At 45.9% G+C, this 16,760-nt stretch carries 18 protein-coding genes; 12 read left to right on the forward strand and 6 right to left on the reverse strand.

From position 1 onward, the window contains the following. Nucleotides 1–69: 69 nt before the first annotated feature. The 4 genes from ACLWBD_RS14300 to rsmH form a co-directional block, all read right to left on the reverse strand. Nucleotides 70–1,632 (reverse strand): RecQ family ATP-dependent DNA helicase, encoded by a 1,563-nt coding sequence (locus ACLWBD_RS14300; RefSeq protein ID WP_413568665.1) that lies wholly within the window; start codon nucleotides 1,630–1,632, stop codon nucleotides 70–72. Between the two features lie 189 nt (nucleotides 1,633–1,821). After that, nucleotides 1,822–3,801 carry a penicillin-binding transpeptidase domain-containing protein gene (locus tag ACLWBD_RS14305; RefSeq protein ID WP_063205043.1) on the reverse strand — a complete coding sequence of 660 codons (1,980 nt, stop codon included), beginning with the start codon at nucleotides 3,799–3,801 and terminating at the stop codon, nucleotides 1,822–1,824. After that, complete coding sequence (locus ACLWBD_RS14310) at nucleotides 3,802–4,137, reverse strand: hypothetical protein (protein WP_063205044.1); 336 nt, start codon at nucleotides 4,135–4,137, stop codon at nucleotides 3,802–3,804. Then, nucleotides 4,118–5,104, reverse strand: coding sequence for a 16S rRNA (cytosine(1402)-N(4))-methyltransferase RsmH (rsmH, locus tag ACLWBD_RS14315; protein ID WP_063205045.1), 987 nt, complete (start codon nucleotides 5,102–5,104; stop codon nucleotides 4,118–4,120). The genes ACLWBD_RS14310 and rsmH overlap by 20 nt, the downstream gene beginning before the upstream one ends. Nucleotides 5,105–5,200: 96 nt before the next feature. Between rsmH and ACLWBD_RS14320 the strand changes: the two genes are divergently transcribed. From ACLWBD_RS14320 to ACLWBD_RS14340, 5 genes are all read left to right on the forward strand, one after another. Continuing rightward, nucleotides 5,201–6,235 (forward strand): hypothetical protein, encoded by a 1,035-nt coding sequence (locus tag ACLWBD_RS14320; RefSeq protein WP_413568668.1) that lies wholly within the window; start codon nucleotides 5,201–5,203, stop codon nucleotides 6,233–6,235. Nucleotides 6,236–6,251: 16 nt separating this feature from the next. Then, a complete protein-coding gene (locus tag ACLWBD_RS14325) occupies nucleotides 6,252–7,040 on the forward strand; it encodes a uracil phosphoribosyltransferase (RefSeq protein ID WP_063205047.1) in 789 nt (262 codons plus the stop codon). 16 nt (nucleotides 7,041–7,056) lie between these two features. Beyond that, nucleotides 7,057–7,587, forward strand: a complete 531-nt coding sequence (gene hpt / locus ACLWBD_RS14330; RefSeq protein WP_063205048.1) for a hypoxanthine phosphoribosyltransferase — start codon at nucleotides 7,057–7,059, stop codon at nucleotides 7,585–7,587. A gap of 139 nt (nucleotides 7,588–7,726) precedes the next feature. Next, nucleotides 7,727–8,341: a paraquat-inducible protein A gene (locus ACLWBD_RS14335; protein WP_253696404.1), complete on the forward strand. Its 615-nt coding sequence runs from the start codon at nucleotides 7,727–7,729 to the stop codon at nucleotides 8,339–8,341. After that, nucleotides 8,334–9,191 carry an MlaD family protein gene (locus ACLWBD_RS14340; RefSeq protein WP_413568671.1) on the forward strand — a complete coding sequence of 286 codons (858 nt, stop codon included), beginning with the start codon at nucleotides 8,334–8,336 and terminating at the stop codon, nucleotides 9,189–9,191. Before ACLWBD_RS14335 ends, ACLWBD_RS14340 begins: the two co-directional genes overlap by 8 nt. 28 nt (nucleotides 9,192–9,219) lie before the next feature. On the opposite strand, the gene ACLWBD_RS14345 is transcribed toward ACLWBD_RS14340, so the two are convergent. Then, nucleotides 9,220–9,921 (reverse strand): pirin family protein, encoded by a 702-nt coding sequence (locus ACLWBD_RS14345; protein ID WP_063205050.1) that lies wholly within the window; start codon nucleotides 9,919–9,921, stop codon nucleotides 9,220–9,222. Nucleotides 9,922–10,082: 161 nt separating this feature from the next. Here ACLWBD_RS14345 and ACLWBD_RS14350 point away from each other — a divergent pair, with 161 nt between their 5' ends. The 5 genes from ACLWBD_RS14350 to ACLWBD_RS14370 all read left to right on the forward strand — a co-directional run bounded on the left by ACLWBD_RS14350 (nucleotide 10,083) and on the right by ACLWBD_RS14370 (nucleotide 14,170). Further along, a complete protein-coding gene (locus ACLWBD_RS14350; protein ID WP_063205051.1) occupies nucleotides 10,083–10,877 on the forward strand; it encodes a thymidylate synthase in 795 nt (264 codons plus the stop codon). Continuing rightward, nucleotides 10,874–11,383, forward strand: coding sequence for a dihydrofolate reductase (locus tag ACLWBD_RS14355; RefSeq protein WP_063205052.1), 510 nt, complete (start codon nucleotides 10,874–10,876; stop codon nucleotides 11,381–11,383). Before ACLWBD_RS14350 ends, ACLWBD_RS14355 begins: the two co-directional genes overlap by 4 nt. 104 nt (nucleotides 11,384–11,487) lie before the next feature. Continuing rightward, a complete protein-coding gene (locus ACLWBD_RS14360) occupies nucleotides 11,488–11,793 on the forward strand; it encodes a PilZ domain-containing protein (RefSeq protein ID WP_155722488.1) in 306 nt (101 codons plus the stop codon). A gap of 15 nt (nucleotides 11,794–11,808) precedes the next feature. Beyond that, nucleotides 11,809–12,822, forward strand: coding sequence for a UDP-N-acetylmuramate dehydrogenase (gene murB, locus ACLWBD_RS14365; RefSeq protein ID WP_063205054.1), 1,014 nt, complete (start codon nucleotides 11,809–11,811; stop codon nucleotides 12,820–12,822). Between the two features lie 109 nt (nucleotides 12,823–12,931). Beyond that, nucleotides 12,932–14,170, forward strand: coding sequence for a M14 family metallopeptidase (locus tag ACLWBD_RS14370; RefSeq protein ID WP_413568675.1), 1,239 nt, complete (start codon nucleotides 12,932–12,934; stop codon nucleotides 14,168–14,170). A gap of 36 nt (nucleotides 14,171–14,206) precedes the next feature. Here ACLWBD_RS14370 and ACLWBD_RS14375 read toward each other — a convergent pair whose 3' ends face one another. Next, a complete protein-coding gene (locus ACLWBD_RS14375; RefSeq protein ID WP_413568677.1) occupies nucleotides 14,207–15,214 on the reverse strand; it encodes a hypothetical protein in 1,008 nt (335 codons plus the stop codon). Between the two features lie 190 nt (nucleotides 15,215–15,404). On the opposite strand from ACLWBD_RS14375, the gene ACLWBD_RS14380 reads away from it, so the two are divergent. Further along, on the forward strand, nucleotides 15,405–15,851 hold the full coding sequence (locus ACLWBD_RS14380) for a hypothetical protein (protein ID WP_063205057.1): 447 nt from the start codon (nucleotides 15,405–15,407) through the stop codon (nucleotides 15,849–15,851). Between the two features lie 161 nt (nucleotides 15,852–16,012). Beyond that, nucleotides 16,013–16,696 carry a TetR/AcrR family transcriptional regulator gene (locus ACLWBD_RS14385; protein WP_063205058.1) on the forward strand — a complete coding sequence of 228 codons (684 nt, stop codon included), beginning with the start codon at nucleotides 16,013–16,015 and terminating at the stop codon, nucleotides 16,694–16,696. Nucleotides 16,697–16,760 lie beyond the last annotated feature (64 nt).

Consider the following 16,760-nt stretch of genomic DNA (forward strand, 5'->3'; position numbering starts at 1 on the left):
AAAGTATGGCGGGTCGATGAAAGGATCTCTAGAGAGAATTTTAAGTACTACGATATAAGACGTGAAGTTTTAGCGGGTTAACTCTGCTAAAACATCCCAACCGAACTTTTCGATTTTTGCGTCTCCGATCCCGTAAACGGATTTCATTTCTTCCAAATTTCGTGGATTCTTAACTGCCAGGTGCTTCAAAGTCTGATCGCTGAACACCACAAAGGCCGGAGCATCGAGCTCTTTGGCTTTGGCTTTGCGCCATTGACGAAGAACTTCGTAACGCTTTTCCTGAATCTCATCCAAAACAAAATCCAAATCGGAAGCTTTAGGTTTCTTGGATTTCTTTAAGGACGTTTTGATTTTTTCTAATGTTTGATCCAAAACCAAAGAAGGCGTCAGTGGTTTTAAGATACGACGAGACGATTTCGGATCACAGTTATCACAGTGCCCACAGCGTTCAATACGCTGAGAATCCTTGTAATAAGTCAGAATCTCGGCATGACGGCATTCGCCACCTTCAGAGTAATTTACTAGAGCTTCTAAGTTTCTCCAGCGGGCGCTTTTTATTTCCTCGGGGGCTTCCGAACTGTGAATGAAGTAAGACTGCAGGCCTTTATCCTTTTTCGAATACAAAGCCATGCATGTCGACTCGGCACCATCACGACCACCCCGACCCATCTCCTGGTAAAGAGCGTCGATATTAGCTGGAATTTGATAGTGAACAACCAAACGCACATCCGGTTGGTCGATGCCCATGCCGAAAGCGTTTGTGGCCACAAGAATACGAAGATCCCCATTGGCATAAGCTTCTTGGGTTTGCGCGCGAACTTCAGCCGTTAAACCCGCATGGTAAAAACCCACTTGCTTAAATTTCTTTTGCAAAAGAGCCGCTGTCGTTTCCGTCACCTTGCGAGTCCCGCAGTAAACGATAATGCGCCCCTGAGGCGTAGACTTAATGCTCTGAAGCAGCAATTCCAGCTTCGCCTCTTCGTTTTCACAAAGCTCCACCTGATAGTAAAGATTGGAGCGATAAAATCCATGGACCATGCGTTCTGGATTTTTCAAATTCAAATGCTTTGAGATGTCATCTAAAACGGTCGGTGTCGCTGATGCCGTCAACGCCAGGATCGGCACATGTGGGCAGATTTTTTTAAGAATACTTAATTGTGCATACTCCTCTCGGAAGTCATGCCCCCACTGAGACACACAGTGAGCTTCATCCACCGCAAAAAGGGCGATTTGACGATGCTGAATCCATTTCTGAAACCCTTCCTTCTGTGCTCTTTCCGGAGAAAGATACAAAACGAAAGCGCCGCCTTTGTTCAACTCTGCAAAAACATCGCGTTTTTCATCGTCTGACTGACCAGAGTGCAAGCATCCCGCCGGAATACCCAGCCTTTGTAAAGACATGACTTGGTCCTTCATCAAAGCGATCAAAGGCGAAATGACGATCACGAGTTTTTGAAAGTGAACAGCCGGATATTGATAGCATAAAGATTTACCGCCCCCCGTAGGCAGAACGGCTAAGACATCTTTTTTGGCTAGCACAGCATCGATGATCTCTTTTTGCCCGCGACGAAACTGCGGAAGATTGAAGTACTTTCTTAAAAGATCTGACTGCGACGCCTGCTGGATTTCCATACCCGTGTACTTTCTGTGAAAGAATTCAGCGAGGCAACAACAATCTGGCCTTCGCTTTGAAACTATTCGAGCAAAGAATGAACTGGGAATAGCTTTTAACTGGGGAGTAAAAGGCTGACACAAGTGGCCGATGTTTGAAGAAACCTCGGACAAAAAAAAGGGAAGATCACTGCAATCTTCCCTTTACTTTTATTTCATTATAACCGTGATTTCTTTTGTTTCCGGCACCAGGGAACCCGCATCCGGAATTGTATCTGCGACAACACCTTGACCGACAAATTTCACTTTCAAGTCTTGACCGTTGATGCGACGAAGTACTTCACGAGTCGTCATGTTCTTTAAGTTCGGAACTGTTTCGCCCGTAACCACTTCGGTGGCTTTGTCTAACTCTGTCGCCGTTAAAACTTCTTTGGGTGGAATTTTCACAACTGGTTTCGGTTCAGCAGCAATACGACGAACTTTTTTATCGACTGTCGAAACTTCGGCCATTGGAAGTGGGGCAATCCCTTCTTTACGAACCGCGTACGAAGCCATGCGCGAGAATAAAGGAGCCGCGACCGTCGCACCGTAATAGGCTTTGCGGGGAGAATCCACCGCCACGTAAATTACAAACTTCGGATCATTCGCAGGAATAAATCCGCCAAAGCTAGAAATGTAGGCGCCCTTGAGGTAACCCCGTCCGTTCGGATTTACTTTTTGAGCCGTTCCAGTTTTACCACCGACCATGAATCCATCCACACGAGCATTGCCACCCGTACCACCCGTAGTAGTGACCCCAACAAGCATCGCACGCATCTGAGCGGCTTGCTCGGCAGTAAGAACGCGACGGATGGGTTTCACTTCCGTTTCTTTCAACTCTCCAGTTTCGGCGTCACGAATGCTTTGAACGATGTAAGGTGTGTTCAACACCCCTCCGTTGGCAATGGCTGCAAATGCATTCGCCACTTGCAAAGGAGTCGCTGAAATACCGTGACCGAAAGAGATATTACTCAATAAGTGCTGTCTCCAAGGAAGGGCTTGCACCATGCCGCGAGCTTCACCCGGAAGATCTACGCCCAGCCTTTGACCAAAGCCAAAATCCAAAAGACCTTGGCGAAGTTTGTCCGATCCCATCTTAAATGCGATCTTCGTAGTACCGACATTTGAAGAAACCGCGAGAATCTCGCTCACTGTCAGATCTTCGAACTTTTCTTTCGTTTCCGCTTCACGAATGATGCGATCACCTACCTTGAAGCTTCCTTTTTCACAATAGAACTTCGTGTTTGGTTGAATCAAACCGTCACGCAAAGCGGCCGCAATCACGAAAGTCTTCATCGTTGAACCCGGCTCAAAAGCATCGGTCACGATTTTGTTACGGCGATGCTCGCCCGGAGCCTTCATCGCTTTATTAACGTCAAACGTCGGTGCTGAAGCCAAAGCTAAAACCGCAGAAGTTTTTGCATCCAGGATCACACCCACGGCATGATCGGCTTCAAACGTAGAAACCGCATTGGCGAGTTCACTTTCAAGTCGGTATTGAAGTTCAGAGTCCACGGTCAGACGAAGCTCACTGCCCTCTGGATTTTCAATAAACATCAAACCATCGTTGATTAGGGGACGTCCGCGAGCATCTCTCTTCACGGATACTTTCTTTTGATTACCCGCAAGAAGTTGATTGTATCCAAGCTCTAAGCCTTCAAGCCCCTGACCTTCAATTCCCAGAAATCCCAAAGTCTGCGCTAACAATGTTTCGTTCGGGTACACACGGCGCCACTCTTCAACGAAAGAAAGGCCGCGAATATCCCAGGATTTGATTTCATCCGCCGTCGCCTGATCCAACATACGCTGAATCCAAACAAATCGACGATTGCCATCTTTGATTTTTGCATAGACGGATTCATAAGACTGATTCAAAGCCTTCGCCAATTTTTTCGCAGCGACTTTGCGATTCTCAATAATTTTGGGATCTGCATAAAGAGAGTACGCTGCGGCTGACATCGCCAAGTCACGTCCATTGCTATCGACAATGGCTCCGCGGCGGGCCTGCAACGTGACCTTGGTTTGAAATTGACGGTTCTGCAACGAATTCAATCGGTCGTTCGGAAGAAATTGCAAATATCCTGCACGCAGGATAAGCGCCGACCACAGAACCAATATACCAACAAAGATGATGACAATACGTGATTTCAACTACAGGTCCTTTTTCGCAATGTCTTTATTCACTACTTTTTCTACATCATTCGTCACGGGGCCCGTTAAGTGAATGATCTGATTGGCCTGCACCTTTTTAAGAGTGAACTTCTGCTGAGCCATCGTATCCAAAAGTTGGGGGCGTGTGATTTTCGCGAGCGCAATTTCTTTGGTGCGTTTTTCTTCCCACACTTTTTTATGCTCGCGAGTCAGCTTCAAAACGCTATAGCCCATGCGGCGTTCTTCCATTTGCAGGAAGACGATGGAAAACAAAGTAAAGATGATAACTAGAATGCTAAAAAAAGGTTTTAGCTGCCTAAAGTTTTCCGAGCTCATCCTGAGCACTCCTCTCGAAGACTCTCAATTTCGCGGAACGCGAGCGAGAGTTTTTGTCACACTCTTCCTGAGTGGGAACGATCACTTTTTTATAAACGGATCTGCCAAGATCTTCCGCCTCTTTAAAGATATTTTTCACAATACGATCTTCCAAAGAGTGGAAAGAAATGACGGCCAAACGGCCACCGGGATTCAAAGCTTTCATCATCGCGGGCAAAGCTTGTTCGACAACTTCCAGTTCCGAATTCACTGCCAGGCGCAGAGCCATAAAATATTTTGTAGCGGGATGATGACCTTTGATTTGCCAGCCATCAACGCGTTCAATGAGGCCCGCAAGCTGACTGGTTGATTGGAATGCTTTGGTTTTGCGATCGTTAACAATCGCGCGTACGACACGAGCCGGACGATACACTTCGCCGTACTCTCTGAAGATTCGAATGAGTTCATCCTCTGAAGCCGTATTCACAAGCATCTCTGCTGTCATTCCTTGTTGCTGATTCATTCGCATATCTAGGGGGCCATCGTGATAAAAACTAAAGCCTCGTTCGGCCTGGTCTAATTGCGGAGAGCTCACACCTAGATCTAAGAGCATCATATCAAAGTTATTTAGATTGTGTTCTGAAAATTGAGAGAAATTTCCATGTATTATCTTTAACTGGCCTTGCTCGACTTCCGTCTGGAAGCGGGTTTGCGCGAAGCCGATAGCTGCTAGATCTTGGTCCATGACCGTGGCTTTCATCTGGGGAATCACATAGCGCATCGCTGAGTAATGTCCTCCACGCCCGAAAGTTCCATCGAAGTAAGTTGGATTTTCTTTTTCACGATAAGGATAAAATGCGGCTAACACTTCTTGCAGTAGAACTGGATAGTGCTCAGGCGAGAACTCAAATGGCAGCTCGACTTTGGGCGGGATCACTTCTTCTTTGATCTCTACTCTTTCGCCGGATTTCGGTTTGTACTTTTTCATAGCTGCGGACTCTCTGATCTGTAAGGAATTCCCGTGAGATTTCAAGGTATGAATTATTCTATTGAGCGTCAAGTCGCTTTGTCTTAACCTGATTTTATGTTAATCAACTGTCCACGCTGTGGATTCCAGCAACCGAAAGATAAATACTGCGCGCAGTGTGGCGTCGATATGGAGAACTTCAAACCCGCGACACCCCCGATGTGGAAAAGGGTTTTTGGAAATCCCCTGGTGCAACTGTCGCTTTTAGTTGTCGTTGCTGGTGGCGTCGGAATAAGTCTTTACCAAAAAGGACAGCAAAATCTTGAGCGTCGTGTGAGTTATTTAAAATCCACGGTGCAAATCAATCCCTCGTCCACCACTTCTGTTGCCTCTTTAGCCGAAACCGTTGATTCAGAGCCCACAGAACAAGCTTCACAAGAACCTGCAGGGACTGCTTCTGATAATGATGCCAGTGATGGCTCCGTGAGTGCCTTTAAAGTGGCTCCGGCTGCAGGGGCAAATCCAACGGCGACGGCAACTCCGACAACGACCCCTGCCGAAAAATCTGCGCGCGCGGGAGCTAAAGACGGTTCGCACTTGATCGTGTACTACGCTGAAGTGGGACGTGGCAGTCTGAATGCTATCATGGGCGCCAGCCGCAGTACCGGTCAGTTCATGAACTTTAACGACTATGCCGCAGGAATTCTTCCCACGGTCGACTCAAATATCAACCGCCCGCAGATCACAATTCTTCATAAAGAAGATCGCGCCTTGGATGGAGCACGTACGCTTCAGTGGTCATATTCGATCAAAGATCGCCGCGATCCGTCCGTGGAAATTGGTCTGACGACTTTCTTTGAGATCAGCGAAATTGAGGGCAACATCCTTCGCGGCAATTTGGAAATTCAAAGAACTTGGAAGGACCCGACTCCGGCTGGAACCTTTGAGGTTCAGCGCAAATCCTTTCCGGCGATTTTTGAGATCGGTGGCCGCACTGGATTTTTCTTAGCGGGAGTGATGCCTCCCCACTCGAATCTTGAAAACGAAGACGAACTGACAGCCATTGATGTTTTCAAAATTTTGCGCTCGCCACGCTTTAGAGCCGGTGACAGCGAGTTTGTGATTTTCATCGAGTTCGTTAAAGGCAACTAATCACCAAAGGTCATTTATGGGATTTCATCAAGAGCTGGGACACAAATACGGTTCTCAGGTGCACATTATTGACAGCCCTTTTCTGAGTGGTCTTCTAGCCCGCTTGTGCTCTTCGGACTGCTATCAACCGGAAATCAACCGCATTGTGGAAGTGCTTTACACTCACTTGATATCCATCATCATGAATAATGAGTTCAAGCTTGAAAACTTCACACAACCCACGCGTATGACGGATGTTCATCCCGATAAAAAGCTTCAGGGCGTGCGTTTATCTGATGAGCAAAAGGCCGTCAGCGTGAATCTGGCTCGAGCAGGTACTTATCCTAGTCACATCTGTTACAATGCCCTGCATTTTTCCCTAAAACCTCAAAATGTCCGCCAGGATCATATCTTTGCCGCGCGGGTGACGAACAACAAGGACAAGGTCACCGGGGCCGAATTTGGCGGGATGAAAATCGGTGGCGATGTCAAAGACGCCCATGTCATCTTCCCGGACCCCATGGGTGCAACGGGAAATACTATGATTACAGCGGTCGACCACTATAAAACCCATATTGAGGGACCCGCGAAAAAGTTTATCGCGTTAAACCTGATAGTAACCCCTGAATATTTGAAGAATGTTCTCACCGCCCACCCTGATGTCGTGATCTATGCCTTAAGGCTTGACCGAGGACTGTCTTCTGCGGCAGTTTTAGAGGCTATTCCTGGGGAATTTTGGGATCAAGAGCGCGGTCTGAACGATAAACAGTACATCGTGCCTGGCGGCGGCGGCTTTGGCGAGATCATGAACAACTCTTTTGTGTAGATATGGAGAGAGCACTATGACAAACCTTTCACTGAAACCTTACATCACTGAAGAACAAATTCAGGCAAAAGTAAAAGAGTTGGGCGAGACTCTTTCTAAGAAATTTAAAAACGAAAAAGTTGTCGCAGTCTGTGTCTTGAAGGGCTCCTTCATGTTCTATTCAGATTTGATCCGCAACATCAACGCCGACATCACTTGTGAGTTCTTTGGCGTGGCTTCTTATCACGGTGGTACTTCTTCTTCTGGCGAAGTGAAAGTGACGTTGGACCTTGCTAGCCCGGTTGAAAACTGCCACGTGATTTTGGTGGAAGACATCATCGACACGGGCCTAACAATGAACTACTTGAAGAACGCGATCCTATCGCGCAAACCAAAAAGCCTGACAACAGTGTCGCTTTTGGAAAAGCCGGATGCTTTGAAAGTAAAATGCGAAATTGACCATGTTGGTTTCAAAATTCCGAATGATTTCGTTGTCGGTTATGGCTTGGATTACCAAGGTTACTACCGCAATCTTCCTTACATTGCGCAAGTTCAAAACTTCCAGTAATTCTTCGTTCAAAGTCAGATAAAAAAGGGAGCGCTCAGCTCCCTTTTTTATTTTGTTAATTCGCAAAACCTTTTTTGCATCTCAACAACCTCTCCCCTTGAAACATGACCAGTCAGCGCCTCAAGCTAAAATCATTTTTATGGATGAAGCAGGCACGCCGACACGATATCTAGTTTGTGAAGTTTGTGGCTATCATATGCCTGTTCCTGTGCATGTGCGGGCGACGATTATTTGTGATCGCTGTGGCAGTCGCAACACCAGATTAAATCCCAAGTCCACTAAGCTGACCGCGGCATTTTCGTTCACGGCTTTGATTCTTTATCTTCCCGCGAACTTTTTTCCCTTCATGACTTTAGAAATTTACGGAAATCGCACAACGTCGACAATTTGGAGTGGAATCGTTCAGCTTTCAGACACTGGTTACTGGCCTATCGCGATCATCGTGTTTCTAGCGAGCATTTTAATCCCGCTGATGAAGCTGATCATTCTGTTTTATTTATCGGCCACCGCCAAAAACAATCAGAATCCCCGTTTTAAGACTACGCTCTATCACATCGTGGAGGCCATCGGGCGCTGGTCTATGTTGGATATTTTTTTATTGGCTGTTCTGGTGGCGGTGATGAAATTGGGAAATCTGGCGGAGGTTCGTCCTGAAGCAGGTTCGATTATGTTTTTGCTTGTCGTGATATTTACAATGCTCGCTTCGGCGTACTTCGATCCACAAATGTTATGGGAAAGAGAAAGCGATGACTGAGACAGTAACAAAACAAAAATTAAAATCTCTGAGAGCCGGATGGTATATCTGGTTATTTCCGGCCTTTGCGATTGCCATTTCGGTTTGGCTTTTCTGGGACTATTGGCAACAAAGAGGTCCCCATATCAAAATTTCTTTTGAGGACGGATCGCAAATCCAACCGGGGAAGACACAAATTCGTTATCGGGGTGTGACTATTGGTGATGTCCAAAAGGTCACTATTTCTGAAGATAAAAAAGATGTGATCGCCCACGCCATTTTACAGAAACACGCCGAAGAATTCGCCGTTGCTGGCACGCGGTTTTGGCTGGTGACTCCGAAGGTCAGCTTGCAAGGCGTTTCCGGTTTAGAAACGCTGATCGAAGGTGCCTACATATCCGTGGATCCCGGAAAAATTGGCGGCGAATTAAAAACTGAGTTCAAAGGAAAAGAAGGTGGCGAATCGAAAGATCCGTTAGAGGACACGAGCACTTACCAGTTAGAAACCAATGACCTTGGATCCGTCAGCGCTGGAGATTCTGTGACATTCAGAGGAATGAAAATCGGAACCGTAACCAAAGAAACTTTGTCTAAAACGGGTCAAACCGTTCTTTTGCAAATCAATATTTTGAATCATTATGTCCGAGTCATTAGAACGAACACTGTTTTCTGGAGATCATCAGGCATTAGCGCGAAGTTAGGACTGTTCAAATCGGAACTAAAAATTGATGCCTTGGATACTGTTCTTCGCGGAGGTATCGAGTTAGCAACACCTTCGCCGGCGGGAGAAATCGCAAAGGCTCAAGCTAAGTTTCCTTTGCAAGCAGATCCTCCGAAGGAATATGAAAAGTGGAACACTGTTCTGGAATAAAAAAGGGCCCACATGAGGGCCCTTTTTTTTAACGAAGATCAAAGAACAAAAATTCTGTTTCTTTATTGGCTTTTATATTCAACATCGTCTCGTTTTCTATCGCCAAGGCATCACCCGATTTTAGAGTTGTGCCGTTCACAACTAGCTCCCCTTCGGCCAACTGCACATAGGCGCCTCGGCCAGGACGAAGAGAGACTTGCTGTTCAACTCCAGGTTCAAAGATTGCGGCATAAAGGTCGACGTCCTGATTTATTTTTTGACTGTCTCCGCGTCCATCTTTAGAAACCAAAAGCTTCAATTGATTTAACTTTTGTTCTCGTGTGAAAGATTGCTGAGTGTATCCCGGTTTTGCACCGACAACATCTGGCAAAACCCAGATTTGAAAAAGCTGAAGCTCTTCACTGTCGGAAGGATTGTATTCGCTGTGACGAATGCCTGTTCCCGCGTGCATAGTTTGAATTTCGCCGGCCTTGATTTCACCGACGTTTCCTAAACTGTCTTTATGAGCCACCGTCCCCTTTAAAACATAGGTGATAATTTCCATGTCTTTGTGAGGATGCGCAGGAAAGCCTGCGGACTTTGCGATCCAATCCTGATTGATCACGCGAAGATCGCGAAAGCCCATAAACTGAGGATCATAGTAATCACTAAACGAAAAGGAATGCCGAGATTTCAACCAGCCGCCAAATTCTGCATAGCCTCTGTCTTCAGATTTACGTAAATACATCATATTAGGCTCCTTTCCTTTCCATAAGATGTGCACGAAGTAGGCAATGGCAAGCCCTCATGACACGATACAGAACATTGGACCCATGCGATATGCCTGTATTTCCATAGACAAAAAAGACAGCTTCAAAAATACTGTCATTGGGCACCTCTCAGGGAGGATCGATGAAGCAGTACCACGATCTTATTAAATTCGTTCTTGAAAATGGCACAAAAAAAGAAGACCGCACTGGCACCGGAACTATTTCAACTTTCGGTTATCAAATGCGCTACAACCTTGAAGAAGGTTTTCCTCTTTTAACTACCAAGAAGTTACATACGCGCTCTATCTTTCATGAGCTTTTGTGGTTCCTAAAAGGTGAAACAAATATCAAGTATCTTCACGACAATAAAGTGACGATCTGGGATGAGTGGGCTGACGAAAACGGTAACTTGGGTCCGGTGTATGGGAAACAATGGCGTTCGTGGGAAACTGCGGATGGTCGCACGATTGACCAGATTACCAACGTGGTTGAACAAATTAAAAAGAATCCAAATTCGCGCCGTTTGTTGGTCGTGGCGTTCAACCCTGGCGACGTAGATAAAATGGCGTTGCCGCCTTGCCACGCCTTCTTCCAGTTTTATGTCGCTAACGGAAAACTTTCTTGTCAGCTGTATCAACGTAGCGCGGATATTTTCTTGGGCGTGCCGTTTAATATCGCGAGCTATGCATTACTAACTCATATGATCGCACAGGTCTGCGGCTTGGGTGTTGGTGATTTCGTTCACACTTTGGGTGACGCTCACCTTTATACGAATCACTTAGAGCAAGCTCAGTTGCAGCTAACTCGTGACTTCCGTCCTCTTCCTCAATTGAAATTGAATCCCGATGTGAAAGACCTTTTTGCGTTCACATATGAAGACATTGAAATCGTAGGTTACGATCCGCACCCAGCAATCAAAGCGCCGGTGGCCGTATGATTTTAACCCATATTGTGGCTTGCTCAAAAAATCATGTGATCGGAACTCAAGGCGGTTTGCCGTGGGATCTTCCGGAGGATATGAAATTTTTCCGCGACACCACAAAGGGTCACATTATGATTATGGGAAGAAAGACTTTTGATTCTTTCAATGGCCGCGCTCTTCCCAACCGCTACCACATTGTGATCACGCGCGATCCATCCAAACAAAACTTTCCCTCGACGGAATCAAGTCCCGTCGTTTTTGTTTCTTCGATTGAAGAGGCCGTCGCCCATGCAAAACCACTGACGGCAAAATGGGGAGATGAAGTTTTCATTATCGGCGGCGGAGAAATCTATAAACAATCCCTGCCGATCACCAACAAAGTCTATCTAACCCTTATCCATCAAGACTTTCCGGGCGACACCTATTACCCGCAAATTGACGAAAATGTTTTCACACTGAGTGCACGTCGTGATGTGGAAGTGCCAATTCCATTTTCGTTTCTTACCTACATTCGCAAGTAGGGTCTAGATTTACAGTCTCATTTTGAGAACAGGGAATTTTGGACTCTACGAACGCGATATTTCCTCCGACAATAGAATCAGCAACCATGCCTTTCGGAGTCGCGATGAAAACGTCCAAACGATTTGCCACAAAAGAAACTGCGAAGATCGAAGTTTACGGGCATATTGGAATTCTGGTTGCGAGCCTCAAAAATCTTTCTGAAACCGGCGCTTTTCTTGAAGTCTCTCAAGGTGATTACGTCCCTCAAAAAGGGGACCTTTTGAACATGACCGTCCAACTTGACAGTCTTCGTCGTACTCATAACGTCGCGGCCGAGGTTGTTTGGAGCAAAGGTTTGGGACTTGGCATTTGTTTCATTAACAAAGAACAGGTTCTGGAAAGAATGATGGCCAAAGCCGTTGGCTTCTAATAAAATCTGTAAATCATGCAGATCCGCACAAAAGTTGACTTAAGCTCATTTAACACTCTTCAATTGCGTTCCCAGGCAGAACACTATGCCGAGCTTCATTCGCCGTCGGATCTACATGCCATTCAAGATGACGCCTCTTTAAAAAAACTGACTTGGAACATTCTGGGCGGAGGCAGCAATCTGGTATTGCCCTCTTCGATCCCCGGCTTGGTTTTGAAAGTGTCCAATCGAGGTAAAGAACTTGTCGCCGATGACAAAGACTTCTGGTTCGTCAAAGTCCAAGCCGGTGAAGTTTGGAATGACTTTGTTCAGTGGACTTTGCAGCAAGGTTTCTGGGGACTTGAAAATCTATCCCTTATCCCTGGCACGTCAGGTGCGGCACCGATTCAGAATATCGGCGCTTATGGAGTCGAGATCAAAGACACTCTTTGGGAAGTCACCTGCTTGGATTTAAAATCCGGAGAAACCAAAGTTCTTTCGAATAAAGAATGCCAGTTTGCTTATCGCGATAGCTTCTTTAAACAAGAAGGTGCGGGTCGCTATCTTGTCTGGGATGTCACGTTCCGTTTACCAAAGAAAAATGTTTTGCATTTGGAATACGGAGACATCCGTAAAGAACTTGAACGCCAGCAATTAGCGGCGGATCCTCGCACCATTGCCAATGCCGTGATTCACATACGTCAAACGAAACTCCCTGATCCACGCGTGATTGGTAACGCCGGCAGCTTCTTTAAGAACCCCATCGTTTCTAAAGAAATGCGTGATTCAATCTTGATGAAGCATACGGATCTGGTGAGTTATCCTTATCTAGATGCCAACTTTAAGCTTGCTGCCGGATGGTTGATTGATCGTGCAGGCTGGAAAGGAAAAAAACTGGGACCGGTCGGCATGTTTGAAAAGCAGGCTCTGGTATTAGTAAACCACGGCGGCGCTTCCGCTGATGACGTGTGGAAGCTTGCCAACCAAGTCAGTCTGGACGTAAAAAACATGTTCGGTGTTGAAATCGAGCCTGAACCTATTCGCTGGTAAAATCCTCCTAGACCTAAGGCCGTGTGCACCGACTAAAGACTTGTACCTCAACATAGATCAAAGACACTAAGGTATTCCTGACAGCAATGTCAGAACCCAAGGAGGGGTTATGAAAATCACCAAGGTGCTCGTTGCGGCCGCATTTATTGCCGTAGGCTTTCTGCCTTTTCAAAATGCACACACTGTCGATTCCACTCAGTATTGGATGAAAGTTCGCGCCAAAGATAAATTCGAAAGATCTTTGATCGCAAACACCGGTCTTGCCATTGAAACTACTCGCGAAGATTTCGTCGTCGGCGTGGGAAGTTTGGAAGAAAAAAACGCGATTGAGCGTTTGGGCCTTTTAGAAGTCAGTTTTCCTTTAACAGATGCCATGGACTTCCCGGCGAAAGACGCTGCTTTCCACAACTATGCAGAGATGACCGAAAAGCTTCGTACGTTGGTGAATAATCACAGCTCTATTTCACAAATGACTTCGATTGGAAAATCCATTGAAGGCCGTGATATTTGGGCTATACGCATTTCAGGAAACCTCGCAGAAGCTGATACGCTTCCCGCAACCGTATTCATGGGCGGACATCACGCACGTGAACATCTTTCGATCGAACTTCCCATTTACTATGTTGAATATCTTTTAACAGAATACTCCAAAGGCAACCCACGTATTCAGCGCTTGGTGAATGGTCGTGATATTCACTTCATTCCGATGGTAAACCCCGACGGAGCAGAATACGATATTTCGACGGGAAGTTACAAATCCTGGAGAAAAAATCGCACACGCAATAGCAACGGCACATATGGTGTGGATTTAAATCGCAACTACGCCTATGGCTGGGGTGGCGAAGGCGCTAGCACAAGTCCTAACAGTGAAACTTATCGTGGTCCTCACGCTTTCAGTGAACCTGAGACTCAAGCTATTAAAAAGTACGTCGACACTCACGAAAACATCACGATCCTTCTTTCGTTCCACACGTACTCACAGTTGATCTTGTATCCTTGGGGTCACGTGTATGAAAGCATCGCAAATACCCAAGACAAACAAGTTCACGAAACAATGGCCAGAAAGATGGCCGAGTGGAACGGTTACACTCCCCAACAATCTTCTGAACTCTATATCGCGAGCGGAGACACGACAGACTGGTCCTATGCAGAACACAAAATCATTTCTTTCACTTTCGAATTGGATCCCGGAAACAGCGGGTGGGGCTCGGGTGGTTTTTATCCCGGGGCGGGTGTGATTCCCGAAGTGCAAAGAAAGAACCTAGAACCGGTTCTATATTTAATTGAATACTCTGATAATCCCTACAGAGCCGTAGGATCTGGAAACGGTCCGATCTTTAAGCCCTAAAATAAAAAACCCAGCTTCACGCTGGGTTTTTTATTTTTATCGTGTTCCTTCAAGAGCTTTTCCGCGCAGTCTGACATTGGACCCGCTAAATTCTTTCGCCCGTTTTTCTTTTGAACCCAGATGTTCATTCACAAAACTTTCACACTCACCTGCTAAAGGATCACCGGAAGGCTTCTGACAGCAGCGAATCATGGCTGCCGGAAGTTTATTTAGTTTTACCTGAGGATCTTGCGCCATAGTTACAGAATAATCCGATGCACTGTGACCCTTGTTAAATCTTGTGACCTCTTCTCCATTGATCCAGATATGAGGACCTTCCCCTTTGTTACATGTGATTTCAACTGTCGATTTTGGAGTTTGCGCCAGCATTTCACTGATTTCTTGAATGCTCGAAAGAGCTTGGCTGTTTCCGTACTGGGAAAGACACTTTTTCGTCATGTCTTGATTCTTGTTGAAATAATAATTGTCACGACAGCGCGCCAGTGGAGACTCTGACGAGGCTTCGCGCACAAGCCACAACGAGGCCGCCATAGAAACTTCGAGACATCCTGAACTCACCACCATATTGCAGGTCAAAGAAGCCTGAGCATAGGGAAAGAACAAAGACCATAAGCCCGCCCCTTTTGACTTTGTCGGCAATAGCTTCATACTGACCAAGCGGCGCAAGTAGGACATCTTTTCTTCTAAAGACTTATAACGATCAACTTCGATCTTGTGACCGTTCACCAAGAACTCACCGCGAAAATAGTCCGTGATTTCCACAGAGATCTTCGTGCCATCAGAAAACTTGTAGTTAATGACTTGATCCTCGCTGGCAACTTCGGGCATCTCGACCCAGAGCTTTTTTTGAATGAGGCTTTCCAAATATCTCACTTCGCTTTCACTCAAGCGAGGTTTCAATTTTTCTAAGGCTTCCGTGGGAGACTTGATTCGCGAAAGGCTGAGAGCAGTGTCAGCGATGATCTTTTTTTCAACGTCCTGTCGGGGCGCCGCAAAGGACGCGATAGAAAAAAACAAACTGAGGATCAGTGCAGAAACTTTCATGGGAACCTCTAATTGTTATGACCCTTATCGTATCGGTTTGTTACACACCTGACTTTAGAAAGGGCGTCCTCTAGCCCCGCCATTTTCGCCCCCTGTCTCGAAGTTAGACAGGGATCCTTGCCTAAAAACAAATATAAAGAAGCATACGGCGCCCTGGTTTTGCACTATACAGCCATGAGGGAAAATTCGTATGCGCCAATTCAAGCTGTTCGTCGCCTTCATACTATGCTTTTCATTTACGTCGGCCTATGCCCAAAGCCTTTGCCAGGTTACTGGTAAAAGTCGATTGGCTATGGATCAGCGTGATGACTTAAGACTGAAATGTCTGAAACAGAAAAAAGCGCAGCTCAATGTTTCTTCCTGTTTAAACATCGCTAAAAAGATGGAATATTCTACCAACGCTGAAGACGCTCGCTTAGTTTGTCTTTATGATCTTCGCGGCATTACGATCAAAGAGTGCCACGCTATTTCAAAAAGCATGGAATACGCCGACACCGGCGATGAAGTTCGTTGGGAATGTCTTCGCCGTTTCAATCGTTCTTTGACGAAAAAACAGTGCAACACTTTCGCAAAGAACATGGCGTATCCCGCTAACACTCAACGAGCGGAAGTTTACTGCGCGCAAGAGCTCGAGTGACCGAACTCTAATATAGATCACATTCAATACTAAGAGCCTGTTCATTACAGGTTCATTACAATTCTGTAAAAAACCAGACTTGCCCCTCTATGCATTGCTCCTTATTCTGTCCTCATAGGACACGAATCCAAAAGTGCGTATTTAGAAGGGATAACTCGGTCATGACTCAATCTATTGAGAAAGAAAAAGCAAAGAAAACTAAGATCATCGTGAAAGCTCCGACACAAGAACGTTCAAGGCAAACTGTAGCCACGATCTTAGATGCTTGTTCTCGTCTTCTTATTTCAGAAGGCTTCTATTCTATTACTACAGACAAAATCGCGAAAGAAGCCGGCGTCAGTATCGGGTCTCTTTACCAATTCTTCGGAAACAAAGAATCCGTCGTTCAAGCTGTGGTCAAAAATATCGTGGAAGAAGATAAACGCATTATCAGCGAAAAAATGCGTGCGATTTCTCCATTGCCACCTGAACAGCGTGTAAAAGCGATGATTGAACTGGCTGTTGAAACAATCCGCCGCAACTCTGAGCTTCGCGCGAAACTGACAACGATCCAATATTATGTTGCTGAGGCATCTTATATGTCCGAGTCGATCCGATTCTTCCAGGAAGTTGTTCGTTACAACCTTCCGCAGATCCCTGGTCGCGACATGGAAAAAGTGTCTTACCTCGTAGTGAATGCTTTCATCGGCTTGGTGAATACAATGTCTATCGATAGACCAGAAGCTATTCATGATGCAGGCATCGTGCAAGAAATCACGCAAATGTTCTTCAAATATCTAGATATGGAACCTACTACCACAGCAACAGCCTCCGTAGGCGCGCGTGCTAAAGGCGACTTTATCTAAATTAAATGATCACCCAGAAAATAAAAAAGGGAGCGAAAGCTCCCTTTTTTATTTTCCGTTTTCG

The organism is Bdellovibrio sp. HCB117 (assembly GCF_047305915.1).
In the GTDB taxonomy this organism is placed as follows: domain Bacteria; phylum Bdellovibrionota; class Bdellovibrionia; order Bdellovibrionales; family Bdellovibrionaceae; genus Bdellovibrio; species Bdellovibrio bacteriovorus_B.